The organism is Rothia sp. HMSC066G07 (genome assembly GCF_001814485.1).
Lineage (GTDB): Bacteria > Actinomycetota > Actinomycetes > Actinomycetales > Micrococcaceae > Rothia.
This window is the reverse complement of sequence record NZ_KV816922.1, coordinates 197,764-220,990: the sequence shown is the minus strand read 5'-3', so window position 1 is coordinate 220,990 and position 23,227 is coordinate 197,764. Positions and strand designations below refer to the sequence as shown.

18 protein-coding genes are annotated in these 23,227 nt (G+C 60.9%); 7 read left to right on the top strand and 11 right to left on the bottom strand.

Annotated features, from left to right (window positions below; all coding sequences use genetic code 11):
• Positions 1-14 precede the first annotated feature (14 nt).
• The gene (proC, locus tag HMPREF2971_RS02505) at positions 15-860 is read left to right on the top strand and encodes a pyrroline-5-carboxylate reductase (protein ID WP_070691057.1); all 846 of its coding nucleotides are present in this window, start codon (positions 15-17) and stop codon (positions 858-860) included.
• A 193-nt stretch (positions 861-1,053) separates the two neighbouring features.
• Here the strand turns inward: proC and HMPREF2971_RS02500 are convergent, their stop codons facing one another.
• The gene (locus tag HMPREF2971_RS02500) at positions 1,054-1,716 is read right to left on the bottom strand and encodes a potassium channel family protein (protein ID WP_070691053.1); all 663 of its coding nucleotides are present in this window, start codon (positions 1,714-1,716) and stop codon (positions 1,054-1,056) included.
• Positions 1,709-3,334: a TrkH family potassium uptake protein gene (locus tag HMPREF2971_RS02495; protein ID WP_070691049.1), complete on the bottom strand. Its 1,626-nt coding sequence runs from the start codon at positions 3,332-3,334 to the stop codon at positions 1,709-1,711. Before HMPREF2971_RS02495 ends, HMPREF2971_RS02500 begins: the two co-directional genes overlap by 8 nt.
• A 412-nt stretch (positions 3,335-3,746) precedes the next feature.
• Between HMPREF2971_RS02495 and HMPREF2971_RS02490 the strand changes: the two genes are divergently transcribed.
• The 4 genes from HMPREF2971_RS02490 to HMPREF2971_RS02480 all read left to right on the top strand — a co-directional run bounded on the left by HMPREF2971_RS02490 (position 3,747) and on the right by HMPREF2971_RS02480 (position 8,271).
• Entirely contained in the window at positions 3,747-4,931 is a 1,185-nt protein-coding gene (locus HMPREF2971_RS02490; RefSeq protein WP_070691046.1) for an ArsR/SmtB family transcription factor, read from the top strand.
• Positions 4,932-5,024: 93 nt separating this feature from the next.
• On the top strand, positions 5,025-7,064 hold the full coding sequence (locus HMPREF2971_RS02485; protein ID WP_070691042.1) for a FadR/GntR family transcriptional regulator: 2,040 nt from the start codon (positions 5,025-5,027) through the stop codon (positions 7,062-7,064).
• A 263-nt stretch (positions 7,065-7,327) separates the two neighbouring features.
• Positions 7,328-7,426, top strand: coding sequence for a 30S ribosomal protein bS22 (locus tag HMPREF2971_RS09080; protein ID WP_005504750.1), 99 nt, complete (start codon positions 7,328-7,330; stop codon positions 7,424-7,426).
• A gap of 155 nt (positions 7,427-7,581) precedes the next feature.
• Positions 7,582-8,271 (top strand): histidine phosphatase family protein, encoded by a 690-nt coding sequence (locus tag HMPREF2971_RS02480; protein ID WP_070691038.1) that lies wholly within the window; start codon positions 7,582-7,584, stop codon positions 8,269-8,271.
• Positions 8,272-8,404: 133 nt separating this feature from the next.
• Here HMPREF2971_RS02480 and HMPREF2971_RS02475 read toward each other — a convergent pair whose 3' ends face one another.
• The 6 genes from HMPREF2971_RS02475 to gluQRS all read right to left on the bottom strand — a co-directional run bounded on the left by HMPREF2971_RS02475 (position 8,405) and on the right by gluQRS (position 15,581).
• Entirely contained in the window at positions 8,405-8,845 is a 441-nt protein-coding gene (locus HMPREF2971_RS02475) for a PLD nuclease N-terminal domain-containing protein (protein ID WP_049356260.1), read from the bottom strand.
• A 102-nt stretch (positions 8,846-8,947) separates the two neighbouring features.
• Positions 8,948-9,862, bottom strand: coding sequence for a 1,4-dihydroxy-2-naphthoate polyprenyltransferase (locus HMPREF2971_RS02470; protein ID WP_070691036.1), 915 nt, complete (start codon positions 9,860-9,862; stop codon positions 8,948-8,950).
• Positions 9,863-9,988: 126 nt separating this feature from the next.
• Positions 9,989-11,353: an AMP-binding protein gene (locus HMPREF2971_RS02465; protein ID WP_070691033.1), complete on the bottom strand. Its 1,365-nt coding sequence runs from the start codon at positions 11,351-11,353 to the stop codon at positions 9,989-9,991.
• Between the two features lie 170 nt (positions 11,354-11,523).
• Positions 11,524-12,477 carry a 1,4-dihydroxy-2-naphthoyl-CoA synthase gene (locus HMPREF2971_RS02460; protein ID WP_049341035.1) on the bottom strand — a complete coding sequence of 318 codons (954 nt, stop codon included), beginning with the start codon at positions 12,475-12,477 and terminating at the stop codon, positions 11,524-11,526.
• Positions 12,478-12,683: 206 nt separating this feature from the next.
• Positions 12,684-14,171: a sodium/proline symporter PutP gene (gene putP, locus HMPREF2971_RS02455; protein ID WP_070691030.1), complete on the bottom strand. Its 1,488-nt coding sequence runs from the start codon at positions 14,169-14,171 to the stop codon at positions 12,684-12,686.
• Positions 14,172-14,552: 381 nt separating this feature from the next.
• Entirely contained in the window at positions 14,553-15,581 is a 1,029-nt protein-coding gene (gene gluQRS, locus HMPREF2971_RS02450) for a tRNA glutamyl-Q(34) synthetase GluQRS (RefSeq protein WP_049349151.1), read from the bottom strand.
• Positions 15,582-15,836: 255 nt separating this feature from the next.
• Between gluQRS and HMPREF2971_RS02445 the strand changes: the two genes are divergently transcribed.
• A complete protein-coding gene (locus HMPREF2971_RS02445) occupies positions 15,837-16,745 on the top strand; it encodes an MBL fold metallo-hydrolase (protein WP_044150153.1) in 909 nt (302 codons plus the stop codon).
• Positions 16,746-16,881: 136 nt separating this feature from the next.
• Here HMPREF2971_RS02445 and HMPREF2971_RS02440 read toward each other — a convergent pair whose 3' ends face one another.
• The 3 genes from HMPREF2971_RS02440 to HMPREF2971_RS02430 all read right to left on the bottom strand — a co-directional run bounded on the left by HMPREF2971_RS02440 (position 16,882) and on the right by HMPREF2971_RS02430 (position 21,144).
• Positions 16,882-17,901 (bottom strand): glycosyltransferase, encoded by a 1,020-nt coding sequence (locus HMPREF2971_RS02440; RefSeq protein WP_044150155.1) that lies wholly within the window; start codon positions 17,899-17,901, stop codon positions 16,882-16,884.
• A gap of 277 nt (positions 17,902-18,178) precedes the next feature.
• On the bottom strand, positions 18,179-20,008 hold the full coding sequence (menD, locus tag HMPREF2971_RS02435) for a 2-succinyl-5-enolpyruvyl-6-hydroxy-3-cyclohexene-1-carboxylic-acid synthase (protein WP_049363310.1): 1,830 nt from the start codon (positions 20,006-20,008) through the stop codon (positions 18,179-18,181).
• A 92-nt stretch (positions 20,009-20,100) separates the two neighbouring features.
• Positions 20,101-21,144: an o-succinylbenzoate synthase gene (locus HMPREF2971_RS02430; protein ID WP_070691392.1), complete on the bottom strand. Its 1,044-nt coding sequence runs from the start codon at positions 21,142-21,144 to the stop codon at positions 20,101-20,103.
• Between the two features lie 293 nt (positions 21,145-21,437).
• Here HMPREF2971_RS02430 and HMPREF2971_RS02425 point away from each other — a divergent pair, with 293 nt between their 5' ends.
• Entirely contained in the window at positions 21,438-23,117 is a 1,680-nt protein-coding gene (locus HMPREF2971_RS02425; RefSeq protein ID WP_070691027.1) for a phosphatase PAP2 family protein, read from the top strand.
• The last annotated feature ends 110 nt before the right edge of the window (positions 23,118-23,227 follow it).

The window sequence follows — 23,227 nt, the reverse complement described above, 5'->3', positions numbered from 1 at the left end:
AGGAAGGATCAACGATGACCGCAACTATCGCTTTTCTCGGCACCGGCTCAATGAACGGCTCCATCGCCGCAGGTCTGCTCGCAGCCGGCCACGACCCCACCCACATCCGCGCCACCGTGCGTAGCGAAGAATCTCGTGCCGCCCTCGCCCAGCGCCTCGGCGACAAGGTAGAAATCATCACCACCGGCGGCGAAGCTGACGGCAACCACAAGGCAACCGCCCACGCAGACGTCGTGCTGCTCGGCGTGAAGCCCTACGGCATCGTTGAGCTCGCCCGCGATATCGCACCCGCCCTCGCACCGAACGCTGTTGTGGTGTCCGTTGCTGCTGGCGTGACCCTCGAAACCCTCGCTGCTTGCCTTCCCGCAGGTCAGCCCATTGTTCGCTGTATGCCGAACACCCCCTCCTCCGTGGGCAAGGGCGTGCTTGCCATCTCCACCACCGACACCGTGAAGGACGAGCAGAAGAAGCTCGTCGAAGAGGTCCTGGGCACCGTCGGCCTGGTCGTTGAGGTCCGCGAAGATCAGATGGATGCGGTCACCGCCGTCTCCGGTTCCGGCCCGGCATACGCGTTCCTGCTTGCGGAGGCGATGGCAGCCGCCGGCGAGAAGCTCGGCCTGGACGCAGACACCGCCCTCAAGCTTGCCAGCGCAACCGTTGCCGGCGCGGGCTACCTGCTCGACGCCAACCCGGATGCGCCCGCCCTGCGCCGCGCCGTGACCAGCCCGAACGGCACCACCGAGCGTGCGCTGAACACCTTCGTGGACGGTGGCCTCTTCCAGCTGACCGAACAGGCGATGCGCGCCTGCGCGGAACGTTCGGCAGAAATGAGCAAGCTGTACACCGCTGACGAAGACTAACCTGCGGGAACTACCCAGCGGGGACTAATACCGTTCGGTAGCGCCGCCCGCACTGGGTAAAACTACTGGGCAAAACTATGAAAACAGCCTCTTCCCGGAACTTCGGGAAGAGGCTGTTTTCTATGTATATTCGCGGGCTCCTCAAAACCAGCAGAGCTGGGGAAGATAACCGCTGCAGCGAGGAAAAGTGCTTTTAGGGCCGCGCCGCGAAGCGCTCAATCAGGTCCACCTGACCGGACACGATCAGAATGTCGCGCGAGTGAATACGAGTAGTGGCGTCCGCGTAGGTGAAATCCTCACCGGGGGACTTGATACCGACCACGGACACGCCGTACTTGGCGCGAATATCCGACTCCGCCAGCGTAAAGCCGTGGGTCTCCTTCGGCGGGCGCATCTTCGCAATGGCGAAGTCGTCGTCGAACTCGATATAGTCCAGCAGACGGCCCGAGACGAGGTGCGCGGCGCGGCGGCCGGCGTCCGCCTCCGGGTAGACCACGTGGTGCGCGCCAATACGCTCCAGAATCTTGCCGTGCGCGGGGGTAATAGCCTTCGCCCAAATACGCTCCACACCAATGTCCACGAGGTTCGCGGTAATTAGCACGGATGCCTCCACGGAGGTGCCCACACCCACCACGGCGGAGCCGAAATCGTCCGCATCCAACTGGTGCAGGGTGTCGATATCGGTCGCGTCGGCGGAGACCACGTGCGTCAGCACGCCGGACCACTTCTGCACCAGCTCGGGGTCCTTCTCGATGGCGAGAACCTCTTTATTCTGCAGGCGCAGCTGGGCCGCCACCGCGGAGCCGAAGCGTCCCAGACCAATCACGAGGACGGGGGCGTTATGTGCACTAGCCAATGGTGGGCCTTTCTTCGGGGAACTTGTAGAGGCGGCGGCGTGAACGCAGCGCCAGGCCGGTCGCGGCGGTTGTGGTGCCCACACGGCCAATGAGCATCAGGCCGCTGAGCACGTAGATACCCGCCGGCGGCAGGCTGGAGGAGAGACCATTCGAGAGGCCGCAGGTCGCGAAGGCGGAGATGACCTCGAAAATGACTTCCTTGAGGTCCGCGCCGCTAATAATCAGAATCGACGCGGTGCCGACACCTACCACGGTAGCACCCATAACAATCACGGAGATAGCAATACGCAGGGAGGACTCGGGGATGGTGCGGTTGAACGCGACAACCTTCTGATCGCCTCGCGCCTCAGCAAGGATAGACAGGGCAATCACGGCGATGGTCGTGACCTTCACGCCACCCGCGGTCGAGCCGGAGCCACCGCCAATGAACATGAGCATGTCCGTCAGGAGCGTGGAGACGGGGGTAATGCTGCTCATGTCGACCAGATTGAAGCCGCCCGAACGCATCATTACAGAAGCAAAAATGGCGTTCAGAACCTTGTCGCCTGCGGAGTAGTCGCCGATGGTGGCGGGGTTGTTCCACTCGAAGAGACCCCAGAAGAAGGCACCAAAACCGAAGAAGAAGAGGGTGGTGACCATGGTCAGTTTTGCGGTGAGCTGCCAGTGTGAGGGGCGGAAGGGGTTGCGCTGAATCGCAATGAAAACAGGGAAACCAAGCGAGCCCAAGAACACGGCAATGCAGATGGGCACGAGCAGGAAAAGGTCATGACCGTAAGGCACGATGCCGTCGGAATGCGGGGTGAAGCCTGCATTGTTGAAGGCTGAGATGGAGTAGAAAATGCTGTGCCAGATCGCCTGGAACGGGTCTTCACCGAGGGTCAGGAAACGAGGAATCAGCACAAGCGCAATGATTGCCTCGATGGAGAATGAAGCATAGGAGACGCTCTTGATGATGCCACCGACCTCGCCAAGACGGCTGATGTTCAGGTCTTCCTGTGCGATGAGCTTGGTGCGCAGACCCATCTTACGGCCGATAGCCAGCGCCAGCAGGGAGGTAATGGTCAGCGTGCCCAGGCCACCCACCTGGCAGGCGAGAAGAATCATTGCCTGACCGAAGGTGGACCACTGCTCGGCGGTGGAGACGGTAGTCAGGCCAGTCACGGTCACCGCGCTGGTAGAGGTAAAAAATGCGTGGTGGAAAGGCGCGGGCTGCCCATCATTGGAGGAGATGGGCAGTAGCAAGGTGAGCGTAAAGAAGATGATGACCAGCAGAAACGCAGTGATTGCGGTGCGCGAAGGCGAGGCAAGAACGGTCACGTCAATAAAGTCACGGAACCGTTCGAGGGTCTGCAGATTGAACCCCATGGGGGCGCGCTTACGCTGAACCTCGGAGGTTTCGCTCACATGGTCGCGTAGGGCGAGCAGACGATCGAGGTCAATACCGGGCACGCTCGTGAGGATGCTAAGGTTTTCGGCCTCGAGGCGGTCGCGTCGGCTACGGTGAACCTGCTGCTTTTGAGGCACGGATGTGGTGCCGCTGAGGGTGTCCCAGCGGCGGTTGAGCTGACCCTGGGGATGGTGATGTCGGCGCCGGGTGCGGCGGAGTATGCGTCCCATGCGCCTCCTTCAGTGGGTGTCTGGGTGTTGGTGTGTTGGGCGGCGGATTTGTGCCTGTTTTGACGCCTTCTAGTGTATCGCGCCGGGTGCTTTGAAAGGGGGTAGTGTGTTGATAGCTGGACGCTCAATATGTGAGTTTGGCAAAGGCGTAGGGGCGGTTTTCTGTATGAGGCGCGGAAGAGTGTATATGCTCTTTACGGTATATATACTGTGGTGGGTTGAAATATCAGCATATGCCCAAGAAGAGATACAGATATGTACCCTTACAATGTGACGGACACTTCATGCTTTTATCCCCTTCAATCCTGCATTTTGAGCTAGTGCTCAGGCTTCTTTCAGAATTTTTGAAGGTAATTTCTGCATCACCCTCATTCTAAGCTTGAGGCGCCACTTTATATGTCATAATCGCTATATGCATTCTGATGTTTTTTCTGTCATCGCGGATCCGACTCGCCGCCGAATTGTGCGTATTCTCGCTGAGCAAACCCACACGGTGGGTGCAGTGGTTGAAAAGCTGGGCATGAGCCAGCCGACCATTTCGAAGCACCTGAAAGTCCTTCGCGATGCAGATGTGGTCTCCGTGACCGTGGAGGGGCAGCGTCGCCTCTACTCCCTGAACCCGGATGTATTCGCCACCGTGACCGAGTGGATCAACGAGACCGTTCAGATTGCACGTCAGTCCAATGAGGCGCACGCACCCGTGGCACTGCCCGGTGGCGTGACTGCATCTGCCTCCGATAAGACGGCAGCTGAGAAGCCGGTCGAGAAGACCTCCGAAAAGAGTGCTCCGAAGCCCGAGGCGACCGACTCCGAAACTCTCACCGTTGAGGCACCCACCTCCGAGGAAATCGAGCAGGCTCGCATCCAGCGCGCCCGCGCCCAGTACCTAACCCCGAGCGCACGCATTTACTCGCGCCCTGCGGAGCAGGCTGCTGAGAGTGCCGCTTCCGAAGCTGTCGCTGAGAAGGCAGGAGCTACTGAGCCTACCCCGCAGGAAGAGGCAGTGGATAGCACCCCGATGCGCCCCTTCACTCCCGCATCGTACGGTTACGATGCTGGGGTGACCCCCGCGGCGTCGGCAACCCCCGTTCAGCCCGCTACCCCGGCGGCATCCGCTGAGGTGAAGCCCGCTGAGACCAACAAGACCACTGAGGCTAAGCCTGTCGTAGAGGAAAAGCCTGTAGTAATCGCTCAGCCTGCCGCTACGGTGTCTTACGGTATTGACCCGGCTGCGGTTGTGGGCGGTTCGATTCAGCCTATTGCTGTGACCCCCGAAGCTCCTGCTGCCGAGGAGCCCGCGGTGGCTGAGAAGACTGCCGACGAAAAGCCCTCGGAGAAGGCTGAGGAGAAGACCTCGGTTGAAGAAACCGTAGCTACTGAGAAGCCAGCAGTTGAAGAATCTGCCCCCGAGAAGACCGCTGTAGAAGAGTCTGACAAGTCTGAAAGCAAGTCTGAGCCCTCCTCTGAAGAGGCTGAGTATCAGACCATGCCCGCTTACGATTCGGTGTACCGCCCCAGCACTGAGACGACCAACACCGAGGCGAAGGACGCCCACCGCGGTGGTCTCTTCGGCTTCCTGCGTGGCCGCCGCCGCTAAGGCGCGCCCTGACGCCGTTCAACCTCCGGCATAACTCATCGATAAAGCACACACACTCTCACTCACCTTTATCTAACCGAAAGACGCATTCACGTGGCTATTCATCGTAAAATTCTGCGCTGGCTCGAGAACGAACTGTTCGAGGGCAATATTCAGCTGGGTCAGGACCTGCCCAGCGATAGCGAGATTGCACGCGCTATTGGTGTGGGTCGTTCCCGCACTCGCGAGGCTCTGCGCACCCTGGAAGATATGGATCTGGTGCAGCTGTACAACGGCCGCGGCAAGGAAATGCTGGTACACCTGAGTGATGAGCCTGCCGCTGCCGCGAGTGCCGCTCTGCGCCTGCACATGTCCAGTTCGCGTTACCCGACTCGTGACCTGGTGCAGACCCGTATTCTGCTGGAAAGCTGGGCGATTGCGCGTATTGACCCGAAGACCGTCTCCTTCGCGGAGATGGACGAGGTCCTGGAGCAGATGGAAGACTTCGACCTGTCGATTCGTGACTTCCTGGAGCTTCTGTTGACGTTCCACCACCAGGTGATGCGTTGCGGTGGTAATGAGTTGCTGGTGGGTCTGCTCGCGTCGGTGCGTCAGCCGAGTTTTGAGTCGATGCTGTCTCTGGTGGGTCGTATGCCGCTGTGGAGTAGCGCTGTTGAGCGTCTGCGTGCTGAGAGTCGCGCTATTGCGGAGGCGCTGAAGGCTGGCGACGCTGCGACTGCGCGTGCCATGGTGATTGGTCAGCTGCGCGGCATGTATTCCGATGCCGGTATTGACCTGGAGCAGGAGGCGACCTCGGCGAATGGCCTGCCGGGCGAGCCGATTGCGTCTGAGTTCGCGCCGGTTGATGTGGATGAGTTCGCCGCTGATGACTTTGACGATTTGCTGCAGGATGACCCGTCCTTCGCTGATGTGGAGGCTCTGCCCGCCGCAGATGCACCCGTTGCGGCACCCGATTCTGTGGAGCCTGCGGCTGAGCCTGTTCAGGCTTCTGCTCCGTCTTCTGTCGTGGAGTACACGGTGCCTGAGGGCGATATTGTCTACGTTGAGGAGACTGCTGCTGAGACTCCTGTGGAGCGGGTTGATGAGCCTGCTGAGGTTCTTTCTAGCTCTAACACTTCTGGCTCTGACAAGGTAGAACGTTCCATTCCCGCTGTTGCTCAGCCCGCACCTGCTGCGGCTTCCGTAGCCACCGCACAGCCTGCCGCTCATTCGGTGAGCCCGGATGTGCCGCTGAGCTTCGGCACCCCGCGCCGCAGCGCCCCGGTAGCGCAGGCTGCACCCGCCTCCCAGGCTCTCAGCTCGCAGACTCCCAGCGGTCAGCTGCCGAGCCTCCCTGCCGCGTACGCGCAGGAAGAGGCTGAGGGCCCCGCGAAGGTTCTGCGTGCTTCTGCGGCGGCTCCGCGTCGTCGTAGCGGTCAGATTATTTCTCCGGTACGTGCGACCATCATTAAGCCGGTGGACCGTAGCAGGGTTCTGACTGCGCCTGCCCGTACCGCGCGTTCTGCGGCTGTCGTGACTGCTGCGGCGCCCGCGGAGGCTGAGTCTTCTGAGAAGGTTCTGCGTGCTCCGGCGCGCCAGGAGGCGCCCGCCGTTCAGCCTGCTGAGCCTACTCGTCTTGAGGCGGCTGCGACCATCCACGACACCTATGAGAAGCTTCCGCATGAGGAGCCGGTTCAGGAGCGCCGCGGTATCTTCTCGAAGATGAAGCGTTTCTTTGGTGTGGATGTGTACGAGCCTGAGCACGATGAAGCCCAGGAGAGCGCTAAGAAGGAGCAAGCTGTGAAGGAGCAGGCTGCGAAGGCTGAAACGAAGCCTGAGCCCCAGCCCGAGCAGCCCGTCATTGACGAGGAGGCGCTGGCTCGTGCCGAGGCTGAGCGCGCTGAGCGTTTGAAGGCGTTGCACGCGGCAGCGGAGGAAGAATCCGCAGCGGAAAGCTCTGCTGAGAAGGCTTCTGTAGAAGAGCCGGTTGAAGAACCCGCTGAGGACCCCGCGCAGGAATCGGCTGAGGAGCCGGTTGAGACCGACTTCCAGACTGAGGAGAGCACTTCTGAGGGTGCTGTAGCTTCTTCCGGTTCGGTGTTGTCTCATGGCCGCGCTAAGGGCTCGAAGAAGTCGAAGAAGAAGCGCCGTTAGGGCTGCCGAATCCCCATTTTGACCCGGAGATACCCTCGATATACCCGTGGGAAAAGCGGAAATTCAGGGGAAAACTCCTGAAAAGCCGCTCTCGAATGGTGAAAATGGGGGTAAACCTAGTACTCTAGGTAGGTAGCGCTCTAAAACGCAAGGGTATTTCTGTGCCTAAAATGCGTTTTGGATCGGTTATACCGGTATAAATATCCCCGGGTAGCTACCGAGTCGAATGGCTCGGCCGGGTACGAGTAAAGTGAGGAAATCCTATGGGTTCCGTTATCAAGAAGCGCCGCAAGCGTATGTCCAAGAAGAAGCACCGCAAGCTGCTTCGTAAGACCCGCCACCAGCGCCGCAACAAGAAGTAAATAGGCTTCTTTTGCCCCGCCTTCCGTATGGAGAGGCGGGGTTTTTGCGTTTCTGCAGTTTTGCGGGCTGGGTTTTATGCCGTGTTTTGTATTTGTAGAGGGTATATGCGGGTCACCTGTTTGGGGTGCGGCGCGCTATCTGAGAGACTGAGATTATGACTGAAACTTCCACCATTAAAGTTCACCTCATGCGTCACGGCGAGGTGCACAACCCCGAGCGTATCGTGTACGGCCGTCTGCCCGGCTACCGTCTGTCCGATAAGGGCCAGCAGATGGTGCGTCTGAGCGCTGAGGAGTTCGCGGCTCGTGCTGAGCGCGGTGCCCGTTTCGTGCATCTGGTCTGCTCGCCGTTGCAGCGTACCCGTGAGTCTGCCGCCCCGGTTGAGGAACTGCTGGGCCTGACCGCGCAGCCGGATGAGCGCGTCATTGAGGCGGATAACTACTTTGAGGGTCTGCACGTGAACGCGCAGGAGCTGCTGAGGAACCCGCGTCACTGGATGAAGCTGTACAACCCGGCGCGCCCCTCCTGGGGTGAGTCGTACCTGGACCAGATTCGCCGTATGGCGGCGGCTGTTCAGGATGCGGCGCGTACCGCCTATGAGCACGGCGGCGAGGGCGCGGAGGCGATTATTGTGTCGCACCAGCTGCCGATTTGGATTACTCGCCTGGGCGTTGAGGGCCGCATGCTGCAGCATGACCCGCGCGCTCGTGAGTGCAACCTGGCGTCGATTACGACTCTGGCGTTTAGCACCACTGATTTTGAGCATGAGATGCCGCATTTTGTGGGGTATTCGGAGCCTGCTGCGCCGTTGTACGGTGGCGTGATTCAGCTGCCCGGTAGCTAAAACATCCGGTAGCTAGTTCCTGAAGCTGTTTTTGAGCATAGTAAGAGGCTGTGAGCCATCCGTTACGGATGTGCTCACAGCCTCTTTCTGTAAACCTTGAGGGGTGCAGGAGCTTCAAACCTAGCTGTCCTGACTAGTTCTGCCCGTTACCCCGATTCGGGGTGCCGTCCTCAGGATCCTTAAACTCGGGGTCCTTACGCTCGGAATCCTGTTTGTCGTTCGATTCTGCCTCGCGGCTGCGGCGTTCGCGTTCTGCTTTTGCTTTGAGCCAGCGCAGGTACTCTTCATCGTCGTCGGGGGAAGAGACCGAGGGCGCCGGGGTGCTGCGTCGCTGACCGAAGCCTGGGCGAGGAGCACCTGCTGCGGGCTGTGCTGCGGGCAGTGCCTTGGGGCGGCCCAAGATAAGCCACATGAGCGGGCCCACCACGGGGAAGAGTAGGGTGACGAGAACCCACAGCCACTTGGGCAGGGTTCGCGCCTCGTGTGCGGGGGTGCGGACGGCGTCCAAGAGGGTGTAGAGGGTCAGCCCCACGATGAGGGCGGCGCCGCCAATAATCAGCATGGCTCGAATCATAAGCACTACTATGACATACCGCCGCGTTATTGCGGAACTGTGAACCGGGTGCCCGCCAACGGCGTAATGGCGCGGCAATCCGGCGCAGAATCGTACGTCGGCTTAGTAGCCGGTGAACACCTGAACCTCGTGGCTAATAATATCCAGCGAACCCAGCCACACGGCGAGGGCAAGAATTACGGAGTACGCGAGCGCCACAATACCCGCCTGCTTGAGCAAGGGAATCAGCTCGCGGCCGCCGCGCGTCCACACGGTCACACAGGAGTGGATGGTCGGGCCGACAAGCAGGAAGATCAGCAGGAACCAGGGGTTCTCGTCGAGCAGGAGCACGCCCAGGCCCAGTGCCAGCGCCATCTCCACGATGTAGGTGATGCGCGACCAGCGCTCGCCCAGGCGGACCGCCATGGTCAGCTTGCCCGCCTCAATGTCGGTGGGAATGTCACGCACGTTATTCGCCATGAGCAGCGCACAGGAAATCAGACCAATGCCGATAGCACCAACCCAGCCGAGCAGGGTCAGGGTGTGCGCCTGCGTGTAGAGGGTGCCCAGGGTCGCAACCAGACCGAAGTAGACGAAGACGAATACGTCGCCCAGGCCCATGTAGCCGTAGGGGTGCTTGCCGCCGGTGTAGCCCCACGCCGCGAAGACGCTGGAGGCACCAATCGCCAGGAACCACCACTGGTTCGCCAGAGCCACCAGGGCAAGACCGGCGAGCATCGCTAGACCGAAGCAGGCGAAGGCGGCGTACTTGACGGAGCGGGGGCTTGCCACGCCGGAACCGACGAGGCGTAGCGGACCCACGCGGTCTTCGTCGGTGCCTTTGATGCCGTCGGAGTAGTCGTTGGCGTAGTTCACGCCGACCTGCAGGAAGAACGCGACGAGGAACGCCAAGAACGCGTAGAGCGGCTTGAATTCGTTGACCTCGTAGGCGGCAGCTGAGCCGGCAATAATGGGGGCGACGGCGAGCGGCAGGGTGCGCAGGCGAGCGCCTTCAATCCATTGGGCGGCAGTTGCCACGGGGGTTCCTTCCGGGTCTAAGTGCGTATGATGCGTGGGTTTTGTGATGAGACGGGTTGTGACGGTGACGGTCAGGGCATGCGGGCGGGTGCGTGTGCGGGGTGAAAACCCGCGGATGAGCCTGCTTTAGCCCTGACGATAGTCTCTGTCCAGGATACTGTATATTTCTGCGCGGTCCGGCTTGCCGGTGCTGGTGAGCGGGAAATCCGGCAGGATGCTCAGCTGCTTGGGTGCGGCGGGGGCACCGAGCTTTTCGGCGCAGCGGGCACGTAGCAGGGCGCAGAGTTCTTCGTTCAGGGTGGGGCTATTCTCGGTAGATGTAGCCGCGGCACCGGCAGAAGGTACGAGCGTGACCGCGGCGGCGATGGCTGTGCCCCAGCGGGCATCGGATAGGCCGACTACGCAGGCTTCGCGTACGGAGGGGTGCTCTTCGAGGACGGTCGCTACGGCGCGGGCGGAGATTTTTACGCCTCCGCTAATGAGGACGTCGTCGCTACGTCCGAGCGCTTGCAGGCGTTGCTCGCTACAACTCTTGTTGCTGTTGGGAGCTGCTGCAGAGCTCAGCAGCCCGTAGTCGTCGGTGCGGTACCAGCGGGTGCCGTCGGCGGCGGTGAAGAAGTGCTCGGCGGTGCGGGCGGCGTCGCCAATGTAGCCGCTGGCGAGGTGCGCGCCGCTGATCCAAATACGGCCCACCTGCACAGACTCTTCAATCGCCGACTTCCCCTCAATATCCGGCACGGCGGGCATACCTTCTTCGGGCACGAGCTCCACCCGCACGCCGGGCAGAACAGAGCCGGAGTAGACGCATCCGCCGGCGGTTTCGGCACTACCGTAGGTGGTCACCGTATTTAGCCCCAGAGCGGTGGAGACGGCGAGCAGGTCGGCGCTGGCGGGGGCGCCTCCGAGCAGGATTCCGGTGAAGGAGCTGAGCGCCTCGTGAATATCAGCGCCCAGGTGCGAATCGGCGTCCGCGCTTTCAAGGAGCTTATGTAGCTGGGTCGGTACCAGGGAAATAAACCTGCGTGCCGAGCTCATTCGCTCAACCGCCTGCAGAAAAACCTCGGGGCTAAAGTGCACGGGCTCAATGACGGAGCGGGCGATGACCGGGGCGGTACCGGCGAGTACGGAGCGGGCGAGCACCTGCGCGCCGGCAATATAGTGCGCCGGAAGAGCCAGGAGCCACTGCGATGCTGCATCGGAGTTTGAGCCGAAGAACTGCTCGGTGGCTGCCGCACTGGCGGCAAGAGCTCGCGCGGTCAGTGCGGTGCGTTTGGGGGTTCCGGTGGATCCGGAGGTGCCCACCACCAGCGCGATAGGCTCCGCAGCCGCACCCGCATCCGCCGCGTACCCGCCCAGTAGTTGCTCAAAGGCGCCCAGCATGGCGTGAGGGTCGGCGGGCTGATCGGCACGCACCTGTACCGCCTGCGGATGCAGGGCAACCTCCTGCGGGGCGGGGGAGGGCATGAGCCCGGGTACGGGGGTGTTCATCATGGCTAAATCCTTAGCGGCTGTTTGTAGCGGCTGCGTGCTGTCATGCGCCGGTGTCATATGCCGGTGCGGCATCAAATGCGCCGGAGCCGGATTCTTAGCTGAGGTTCTCAGGGTTGAATCCGGCTCCGAGCCTATGCATCTGAAACTACTTCTGTAGAAGGGGCTGTCTCTTAGAAGTAGTAGGGGTAGTTGGACCAGTCCGGGTCACGCTTCTGCAAGAACGCGTCGCGGCCCTCCACAGCCTCGTCGGTCATGTATGCCATGCGGGTTGCCTCACCAGCGAAGACCTGCTGGCCGAGCATGCCGTCGTCGGGCAGGTTGAAGGCGTACTTGAGCATGCGGATTGCCTGCGGGGACTGGCGAGCAATGTGCGCCGCGTATTCCAGGCCCTTGTTCTCGAGCTCTGCGTGGGGAACGACGTCGTTGACTGCGCCCATTTCGTACATGCGCTGTGCGTCGTATTCCTTGGCGAGGAAGAAGATTTCGCGGGCGAACTTCTGACCCACCTGGCGTGCGAGCAGCGCCGAACCGTAGCCTGCGTCGAAGGAGCCGACGGTTGCGTCGGTCTGCTTGAACTTGCCGTACTCTTCGGAGGCGATGGTCAGGTCAGCAACTACGTGCAGGGAGTGGCCGCCGCCTGCAGCCCAGCCGGAGACGAGGGCGATAACGACCTTGGGCATGGTACGGATGAGGCGCTGCACCTCCAGGATGTGCAGTCGGCCTGCGCGTGCCGGGTCGATGCTTTCTGCGGTGTCGCCGCTGGCGTAGTGGTAGCCGTCGCGACCGCGGATGCGCTGGTCGCCGCCGGAGCAGAATGCCCAGCCACCGTCCTTGGGGGAGGGGCCGTTGCCGGTGAGCAGTACGGTGCCCACGTTAGAGGTCATGCGGGCGTGGTCGAGGGCGCGGTAGAGCTCGTCCACGGTGTGCGGGCGGAATGCGTTGCGCACCTCGGGGCGGTCGAAGGCGATGCGCACGGTAGGCAGATCGCGCAGAATCTCACCGTTTTCGTCGCGCTCAACCTGGCGGTGGTAGGTGATGTCGGTGAAGTCCTCGAAGCCCTCAACGACGCGCCAGTCGGCGGGGTTGAAGATGTCCGAGATCTTTTCGGGAAGTTGTGCAGTCATAGACCCTATTTTACGGTGCCCGCGGTGCGGCTCGTCGAGGCCGGGGAACGAAGCACGCTCGGCATAATATTCCAATAACAGAATATGATGCGCGGGAAGGGCCTCTGTCCTTGCGCTCATACCTGTATCTTGGCAGGTTAAGACCCTATAAACAGACCAAGGCTCGGACCGCGTGTGTGCGGCCCGAGCCTTGGGGAAGAGACTCTTTACTTGACCTTGGCGAGCTCAACCGCGCGGTCGAACTCTTCGTCAATGGCGTCGTTCTTCTTGTAGGTCATGAGCGAAACCACGATGGCGACAAGCAGCGCCGAAGCGAAGCCGGGAACCATTTCGTAGAGCACAGACTTCATGGGGCTCTGGCCCCATGCGAATGCCACAACGGCGCCGGTAATCATGGAGGCCAGTGCACCCTGGGTGGTCAGCTTACGCCAGTAGAGGGAGAGCAGAACGGTCGGGCCGAATGCCGAACCGAAGCCCGCCCACGCGAATGCGACCAGCTGCAGAATGGAGCTATTCGGGTTCCACGCCAGGGCGCCGGCGACCAGTGCCACGATTGCCACGCCTGCACGACCGAGCCACAGGGACTTGGACGCGCTGAGCTTCTTCGAGGAGAAGATGCCGTAGAGGTCCTCCACCAGAGCGGAGGAGCACACGATCAGCTGCGAGGAGAGGGTGGACATAATTGCCGCCAGAACCGCAGCCAGAATCAGGCCCGCGATGAGGGGGTGGAACAGAATCTGGGCGAGGTCCAGGAAGACCGACTCAGCGGTTTCGGGGTTGGTGAGGGACGCCTCGGGGTGGCGTGCAAAGTAGGCGATACCCATGAACGCGCCGCTCAGTGCGCCGAACACGGTCAGAACCATCCAGCTGATGCCGATGCGGCGGCCAGACTTAGCGTCCGCGGGGGTGCGCATTGCCATGAATCGCACAATAATGTGCGGCTGACCGAAGTAGCCCAGACCCCATGCGAGGGATGAAACAATACCGGCGAAGGTGGTACCCGCGAAGATGCTCAGTGCGTCGGGGCGTACCTGGCTGATGGACTCAACCACGGGGCCCACGCCGCCGAGGTCAATGATGGTGACGACCGGAACGGCAATCAGTGCTGCGAGCATGAGCAGACCCTGAACCATGTCGGTGTAGGACGCGCCCATGAAGCCGCCGAAGAAGGTGTAGAACACGGTAATGCCTGCCAACAGGAGCATACCGGTGTGGTATTCCTGACCGAAGGAGGACTTGAAGAACAGGCCGCCGGACACCATACCGGAGGAGACGTAGAAGGTGAAGAATACCAGAATCACGACACCGGAGACGATGCGCAGCACGCGCTTGGTGTCATGGAGGCGGTTGCTCAGGAAGACGGGGACGGTCACGGCGTCGCCGGCAACTTCGGTGTAGCTACGCAGTCGCGGTGCCACGAACGTCCAGTTGCACCATGCGCCGATGGTCAGACCGACGGCGAGCCATGCCTGGGAGAGGCCGCTGAGGTAGACGGCGCCGGGCAGACCCATGAGGAGCCAACCGGACATATCGGAGGCGCCCGCTGAGAGTGCGGCGACGGTGGGGGAGAGCTGACGCCCGCCCAGCACATAGTCGTCGAGGCTGTTGTTCTTGCTATTTGCCCATAGGCCAATTGCGATCATGGCAACAAAATAAATCGCCAGCGCGATGACCTGGTATGTACTCGCGGCCATAATGTTCCTTCTCTCCTGGTGATAATGCTTGCCTGTGTGTATTTATGCGCTACCCCATAACTTTATGAGTGGCATAGGATACAGTCTAGGCTTTGAAAAGCTGAAAACAAAGTCTATTTGACGTCTAGGGATGAGAAGTTATGGAATAAATATGTATTTGCTGTGTAAACTTTATGGTCGTACACGTGGGTCATTGTGGGAGCGTGTGCGAAAAAGTGCCCGAAAAATCCCTGAATTTCAGGGTTTCGGGCACTTGAGTGAAAGATATGTAGTTGAAAAGCAACGCAAACGCTCAATGGCATATGCATCTAAAACGAATTAAACGAAAAATTTAAAAGCCGTTCAGAGTGTTGAACTGTTACACGACAATGTCACAGAGGCTTAGAGATCCCTCACAACCCATGGTTCAGTAGCCATACGAGCCGGATCAAAACGCTCCAAAATCGCTGCCGCATTGGGCACCGGAACATCCGCCGAATGGGTGGAGCCATCGGCGTTATACACCGGAATAGATGCGGCAATCCACCCCAAAATCGTAGGGATTTCAACGCCCGCCTCACGCAACTGCGGCAGAGTCACCGCACCGTCACGCTTCGCCAGGCGCTTGCCCTCCTCGTTCAGCGCCAGCGGCACATGCGCGTAACGCGGCTGCGTCAAACCCAAAAGCTGCGCCAAATACGACTGGCGGGGCGCAGAAGGCAACAGATCATCGCCGCGCACAATCTGCTCAACGCCCACAAAGGCATCATCCACCACGGAGGTCAGGTTGTAGGCGTAGGTTCCGTCATTGCGCACCAGCACAAAATCATCCACCAGGCCGGTGTAGGTGCCGTAAAAATCATCCTGTACCGTGTAGTTCGTGCACTCGGCACGCAGACGCAGAGCCGGCGGACGCTGGGTGCGGCGCTCCTCCCGCTGGTCCTCGCTTAGGTCGCGGCAAGTACCCGGGTAGGCGCCCGGTGCACCGTGCGGGGCGCTCGACGCCTCCTGAATTTCGCGGCGGGTGCAGTAACACTCGTACACGAGGCCCGCCTCTCGTAGGTGCTGAACCGCCTGCTCATAGGCGGCAAGGCGCGTGCTCTGATACAGCACCCCTGCCTCCTTGCCCTCGGTGCTTTCGCTACCCTCAATACGCTCCGTCGAGGTGCCGGGGCTCGCATCCCAATCCAGGCCCAGAGTCGCCAAGTCAGCAATCTGGCGTTCCGCCGCGCCCGGGCGCACGCGATCCAAATCCTCCACGCGCAGGTAGAAGGGCTTGCCGCCGCGGCGCGCCATAGCCCATGCCAAAATGGCGGTACGCAAATTACCCAGGTGCAAATCACCCGAGGGGGAGGGGGCGTAGCGTCCGGTGCCGCTGGGGAACGGCTGAGTTACAGGCTGAGCAGAGGAAGGGCTAGAGGAAGAAGTCATACTCCTATCCTATAGGGCGCGAATTTCTGGTTCTTGCTCAGAGCCTAATCAGAGCTGGACTAGCTGGGAGAATGCGCTACCCGACTAATCAATCTGCAGAGGTTGTCAAGCATCACGTGCCACCTGCCCGTAGAGACGTAATTATACGGAATGATGCACTTTTATGCCCTTAGTGATGTGCAATAGTGCAAAAATATGTTCTCCAGAAGCCCGAATAGCCCCTCAGTCGCCAAAAATTACAGTAGGGTTGTATCTATGGCTCGTACTATTGAACTCGCAGACGGCGTGTACCGTATTGCGACCGACAACTACCGACTGAACACCGGACTGGTCCTCGGACTGGAACGGGCACTTGTCGTGGATACCGGCGCAGGTCCCCGTCAGGCAACCGAAATCTATGATGAGGTTCGCCGTCTCACGCGCCTTCCTATCACCGTCGTAAACACTCACGGTCACTATGAGCGTTTCTTCGGTAACGATGTTTTCGCGGCAATGGGTGCCGAAGAATTCTGGGCGCATCCTCGCGCCGCGCGTGCAATTCGTAAATACGGTGAGGCGCAGCGTCCCTACGTCGAGACGCTCGAACCGGAAATGGCACACCACCAGGGTGCAGCCACCAATATTATTGTTCCCAACCGCCTGGTCGCCAATAGCGGTGACGGTATTACCTTCACCCCCATTGACCTGGGTGAGCGTAGCGCAACCCTCATGTACATGGGTCCCGGCCACACCGACGGTGACATTCTGGTCGGCATTGAAGATGTGCTCTTCATGGGCGGTCTGATTGAAGAGGGTACCGACCCCTACTTCGAGGATTCCTTCCCGGATCGCTGGATTGATACTCTCGGTGCCGTGCTCGAATTTGATCGCTACCGTGTGTTTGTGCCCGGTAATGGTGAGCCGGTGGACCGCACCTTTGTGGAGCGTGAGCGTAACACCATGGTGACCGCTATTGAGTCGATTCGTTCCTCCACTCTGGACCGTGAGGATGAAGCAACTACCGCGGCAATGTATAAGCTGCCGTATGCGCCGGGTGCGACTCGCTTCCTGCTGGATCGATTGGCTCAGCTGGAGAACGCACCGGTGGCGGCGTACCTCGATTCGGAGCACCCGGATACCAGTGGTTTCACGGGTCCGATTACTCTGGGTCAGGCATCGTACTAAACCCCGTATGCAATATGCCTCATGGGGTATAAATACAGGTGAGGGCTGGTTTCTGTGATAGAAACCAGCCCTCACCTTTTATATACCCTCAGCTGCTACATGTCTTCATCTGCATGTCTTCAGCGAGGTGACGTTTTTAGTGCTGAACGTACTGGGCGCGCATTGCCTCGCAATCAGCCTTCAGGGAGGCAGGGACCTCACCCATTGCCTCGCACAGCTGAACGAAACGGTGACGCCAATCCAGGCGCTGCAGCGCCTGACGAATCTGCTGCTCACCCTGTGCCGGAGTCCAGCGGGAGGCAGCCTCGGCAACCTGCGCGAGGCCCGCACGAGCATCCGCGTGGTCAATGTCGATGGTCGCGCCGTCCCAGAGAATCTCGCGTACGGTGGTCGTGTTCGGAACCTTGCCGACCACGGTCACGCCCGAAGCCAACGCATCGGTCCAACGACCGGTGATGTACTCCTTGGTCGGGTGAGTGTAGGGTGCCGGGCTGACCGAAGTAGAGAACGCCAGCAGGAACTTCGCGCGGTTCAGAGAATCCTGCAGGTGCTGAGCCGACTCGCGGTCATTTGCGCCGAAGGGTGGGCGGCCCTCAAAGCTCAGACCCAGCTCGCCGGCGAGGGCGGCGGTCGCCTCGTCATCTTCGTAGGCGGCGGGCTGACGGCCCACGCGCAGCAGGTCGGTGCTCTTCGACTCCAGCGCCGCCAGACGGTCGCTGAACTTGCTCCAAACATCCGCACCCCAGGGCAGAACGCCGGGGGCCTTCACGCCCGCAGCGGTCCAGGGCTGAACGTCGTCAACGTCCGCAACGAAAATACGGTCGTAGGTGGAGGACTTAGCCACCGCGGGAATACGGTCATCCCAGAAACTATCAATCACCCAGCCGTAAATCGCGCCGTAGCGGCGGAACGCGAAGGAACGCTGCGAAATGGCGTACAGCTGACCGGGGTCAGAAGCAATCACCAGGCAACGCTTAGAGCCGCCCTTGAGGCGGGGCAGGCGCGCCAGAAGCTTGGTCTCCTTGCTGAGGGATGCGCCCACATCCACGGTGTGCACGGTGCCGCCGGTGTAGCGGGCGAGAAGCTCCGCCATGGCGTGTACGGGAACCCAACCGGCTCCGGAGGGGACAGCAACAATAATATCGAGTGAGCTCATGAGAATCCTTGGGAGCGACGTCCGCCGCATGCACCGGGCTAGCCGGGGTAAAACCTCGGGTCGCGGGCGGTGTGCATCAGCGGCAAGAGCGTGAAGGTCAATAAATGATAGATAGGGTGCCTTACGTCAGCAGGCGCGCAAAAAACACGAATGCAACGGCGAGTGAAACCGCTACGACCGGCTAGCTTTCAGCCACGGAAGGCTACGGCACAGGTAATTTTCAGTATATCGTTCAACCCTGCGCACGGGGCTTAGCCTGCTGCCTTTAGAAACAGTTTTAGGGTGTGTGAATGCGCACCTCAACGCCCGATTCGGTGCCAAACCCGGCAGCCATGCGCGCCAAATCAGTGTTCGGGGCGGCAGCCACCGTGAAGAAACGGTCCACAGCGGCGGTGAACTGCTCCTGACGAGCCATATCACCGTGTTCAAGGGTCGTGAAAATACCGCCGCCGGCATCGTCAAAGACCTCAACGCGCAGTTCGGGCAGAAGCTCCGTGTTCGGCAGGTTTAGTGAGGAAACATCGTGCTGGAAGGTCAGGTCGCCGCACAGCAGGGTCACCGGCAGGGCGGCACCACCAACGACCGGGCGGGAGTTCTCATCCACGCCGGCGGGGTAGTAGCCCGACAGGGACACACCAATAGCGGTCGCAATCGTGCCGTCAATACCGGCAAGACCGCGGTTGGCGAACACGCGTGCGGGGGCGGGCTCACCCAGGGCGGGGGCTGCCGCATCCAAATCACGCACCAGGTTAGAGGAGCCCAACACCATGAGGCGACGCTGAGCCACCGCATCCTTCCAGACGCGGCGGGCGTAGGAGCGGCCAGCGGTGCGGTTGCGGTAATCGGTGTAGTCAACCGAGCTCTCAGCACCCGGGTGTTCGTAGGCGGCAATGGCGCCCAGGCACTCATCCTGTAGCTCGTGGGCGGGCTCAACCCACTGAGCCAGCCAGCTGAGTCCGTCAACGAGTTCATCAGCGGGCACAGTGGAGGCGCTCGCAAACTCGGCGAGCTCGCGCGGGGTCGACAGCTCCACGAAGGAGCGAGCACCCGGCTCGTACCAGCTGGCGCGGCGTGGGGCGTAGAACGCGCACTGAATATCTTCGCGTTCCAGCAGTGCCGTAATCGGGCGCGAAAGCGTCGGGTGGCCGAAGAGCACCACACGCTCAATCTGCGCGGCGGGCACGAAAGACTCATCGCCGAGCAGCTGCGGGTAGTGAGGAATCGAGGTGGCGCCGTGGCGCGCCTCGGAGGAAGGCTCCGCAAACAGCGGCAGGTTCAGCACGCGCGCGAACTCCGCCGCAAACTCGCCGGCACCGTCAGCGGCAACCACCACGGTGCGGTGCGCCGGGGTGAACTCCGCCAGGTCCGCCTGCGCCTCCAGGGAATCCAGAAGCCAACGCTGCTCGGCGCTGGAGAGCCCGGAACCCTCGGCGCGGGCGGCGCGGGCGCGACCCTCAGCCTGCGGGTCGTAATCTTCCAGCAGGCTCTGCGCCCACTGCGGCAGCATCTGCGCAAAACGGCCAGAGGGGGTCAGCGGCGTATCAAAACAAATGTTCAGGTGCACCGGGCCAATCGGCTCCGTCGACTGCTTGCGCCAATGCTCGGCACTACGACCGGTCAGCGCATTCAGGCAGGCGGCAAAAGCCTGAGTCTGCTCACCCTCCACCTGCTCGGGGTAGGAGGTCAAATCAGCTTCAGCACGCACAAAAGGATGGAAGAAACTCGCCTGGCGGGTCGTCTGATTCACGCCGCTACCGCGCAGACGCTCCGGGCGGTCAGCGCTCAGCACCGCCAGGGGCACGCCGGCGTGGTACGCCTCCATGACAGCGGGCATGTACTCGCCCAGAGCCGTACCGGAGGTGCACACCAGACCCACCGGCTGACCGGACGCCTTCGCAATACCCAGGGCGGTAAAGGCTGCACTTCGCTCGTCCACACGCACGTGCGCAATCAGGGCGCCGGCTTCAGCGGCGGCGGCAATAGCGTACGCAAGAGGTGCGCTGCGGGATCCCGGAGACACGACAACATGCCGCATACCGGCACGAATCAGCGAATCGAGCACGGATACTGCGGTGAGCATGGCGGGGGTTGAGCGGTTTTCAGTCACCGTACCATTCTAATGCCGAGGGCATTTTCCTTCAGTTATGGTTACCCTTCACGACCTCATCGTTACAGTGCTAACCGTTACACCGCTAACCGTTACAGATCAGCGGTGCGTTCCAGAACGCGGTAGCAGGCGGTGACGCGCTCCACCCACCACTGGCGGGTCTGCTCATCGGTGGCAAGACGCTCCAGGCGCTGCGGGCTGGGGGTGATGGCGCGCAGGTCCATGAACCCGTCACGGGCGATGAGCGGCTCATCGGTGACGTCCTCAGCCATGAGGGAGACCGTGCCCAGACCGCACCCGTACCTCAAGGTCGGTAGGGAGGCCGCCAGGGAGGCACCGGTGGCAATGCCCACCGAAGACTCCAGCGCAGAAGACACCACCGCCGGAAGCTGCGCCTGCTCCACCAGCGCGAGCGCACGGCGTACACCGCCCAGCGGCGCCGCCTTAATAACCATGAGGTCCGCGGCGTTCGCGCGAGCCACCTTCAGCGGGTCTTCCGCCTTACGAATCGACTCGTCGGCGGCAATGCGGGCGGGCAGCCCCTCCTTGGCAATGGCAAAGCGGAGCGCAGCCATGTCCTCAATGGATGCCACCGGCTGCTCGGCGTAAATAATGCCGTACTCGCAGAGCTTGCGCAGCGACTCAAGGGCACCGCCGAGGGTGTAGCCCATGTTCGCGTCCACCTTCAGACGAGCATTTGGGAGGGCATTTCGTGCCGCCGCCACACGCGCAATATCGTCGGCGAGGCTCTGACCCTTCTCAGCCACCTTGATTTTGAGTTCCTGAATCTCGCCCTCGTACTTGGCGAGCACCTGCGGAACACGCTCCGCCGGTACTGCTGGCAGGGTCGCGTTCAGCGGGATGCGCGTACGCACCGGCTCCGGTGCGGGCAGCCACGCCGCCTCCAACGCGCAGGCAAGCCACGCGGCAGACTCCTGCGTACCGTATTCGAGGAAGGGCGCAAACTCGCCCCAGCCATGCGGGCCACGAATCAGCGCGCTCTGGCGGCTATTGACCCCGCGGAAAGTGACCGTCATCGGAATTTCGACCGTGAACAGGTTCTCCAGAACCTCCTGCAGAGGTGGTAGCGGAGTGTTCGTGAGATGAAAACCGTAGCCGAGAGGCGGCACGCTCATGCTGGTGTTCAAGGTATCTGCCCTTCTTCGATGCGCTATGAGCTCACCATAGCATTCTGGTGACGGGTAGGTGCGCTCGCACCCTGTCACGCATTCTCTGGAAACTCTCAGGTTATGGTCGAAAAAACTTTAGTTTTTCATAGCTTAACCTGGGATAGTAGGTAGTTATTCGCCCGAGAACTCGGACGGTGCCTCGCATAAAACGGCAGCTTGGGGGCTACTGTTTTGAGGGGCTGGCATCGGCGGGCTCGGGTATGGCTAACAGACATGAGGGCGAGAAGGTACAAAGGGTTATGAAGAAGACAACACCGGCAAATACATCGGGTTCGGAAAACTCCGGTTGGGAGAGCTCCGAAAACCTCGATGCTACCAGTGTGCTTCACCCCGCTGATGTGCATGCGGCCGCTGCTGACAATGCGCCCACTACGGTGTTTTCCTCTGATGAGACTGCGGTGCTCTCTGATTATCAGGACCCGACTGCGGTGCTCTCTGATTATCAGGACGCTACCCAGGTGCTCGCCTCCCACGAAACGGCTACCCCTGCCGCTACGCACAGTGATGACCGCACGAAAGTTTTGACGGATTACGGTTCCTCGCCGGCTAACAAAACTGCGCCTGCAGGTTCCATGAATACCGGTTCCGCGAACGCTGAATCTGCGAATACCGAAGTTATTTCTTCGCACCCCGACACCTCAGAGGTTATTGGCGCGACTCGTCCTTTGCCACGCGCTTACCGTGCCCCCATTAAGATTCCTGAGACGATTCCCTCGCCGCAGGAACGCGCCTCTCAGGGGAACTACAGCGCGGATGAACCGATGCAGGCTACGCGCCGTCTGGACCCGCCGAAGCCTCCGGTGAGCGGTTTCCCGCTGAACAATCAGATGGGTGCCTCCCCAATGGGTGCGCCTCAGATGGGTGCTCAACAGCCTCTTCCCACGCGTGCGATGCCTCCGCAGGCACCTGCACAGCCGGTGGCTTATCCTCCCGAGGCGTATCCTGCCGCCGCCTACCCGAACGGTGCGTATGTTCAGACCGGTCAGGTTCCCGTGGATGCTTCGGGCCGCCCGGTGAATCGTCCCGGTGAAGATCGTCCCGGTGAAGAGCAGGGGCATCATCTTCCGAGTACCGGCGTTCTGATGCGTCACGTGATGGCGTTGCTGTTCTTGGGTCTGTCGCTCTACGGCGCGTTCGCGTTCTTCATTTACACGATGACCGGCCAGCAGGTTGATGAGCAGGCGTACACCGAGTACGCAAACCAGTTCAAGAGTTACCGCGGTCCGACCCTGACGGCGCTGGATTCTCTTCCTACGGTTGTTGGCGTGATTGCCGTCTTGGGTCTGATTGCGGTGCTGATTTGGAAGCACCGGTTCCTGCCCTCGCTGATTGGCGTGCTAGTTGGGGCTGCGGCGGTGACGAGTACATATCTGCTCAAGCACTACCTGATTGTGAAGCCCGACCTGGGTGTTCAGGAGGCGCTGAGCAACTCGGCGCCCAGCGGCCACACGACCTTCGCGGCGGCGGCTGGCGCGGCGCTCTTCCTTGCGGCGCCTCGCCTGCTGCGTCCGACCGTTGCCCTGTGTGCGGCGCTTGCTACCTGCCTGACGGGTGCCTCCACGATTATTAATGGTTGGCACCGCCCTGCGGATGTGGTGACCGCTATTCTGGTCACCGCCATCTGGACGGTTGTGGGTATGGGCGTGCTGCGTTATGTGCGTCCGGCAGATTTTGCGGTGCCGGCGCGTGGCGGTTTGGTGCTGGTGCCGTTGATGACGATTGCGACGCTGTTCCTGTCGTTCTGCGCGGTCATCCTGTATCTGATTGCGATTTTTGCGCCGATTCCCGGTGGTGCGTTTACCGCGGCGACCTGCATGATTATTGCGGTGAGCTTTGGTACGACGGCGTTGATGGTGAACCTGTTGCGTCCGCGTAATAGTAATCGCTCCGCCTATTCGAAGGTGTGGAGTTACCAGTAGATGTTGTTCCCCTCTCTGCTCGGGGTGTTTTAGCTCGGTGTGAGCCGAGGTATTGTCCTGTTGCGGGGAGGGGAATACAATATAAGAAATTTAGTATTTTTAATACCAAT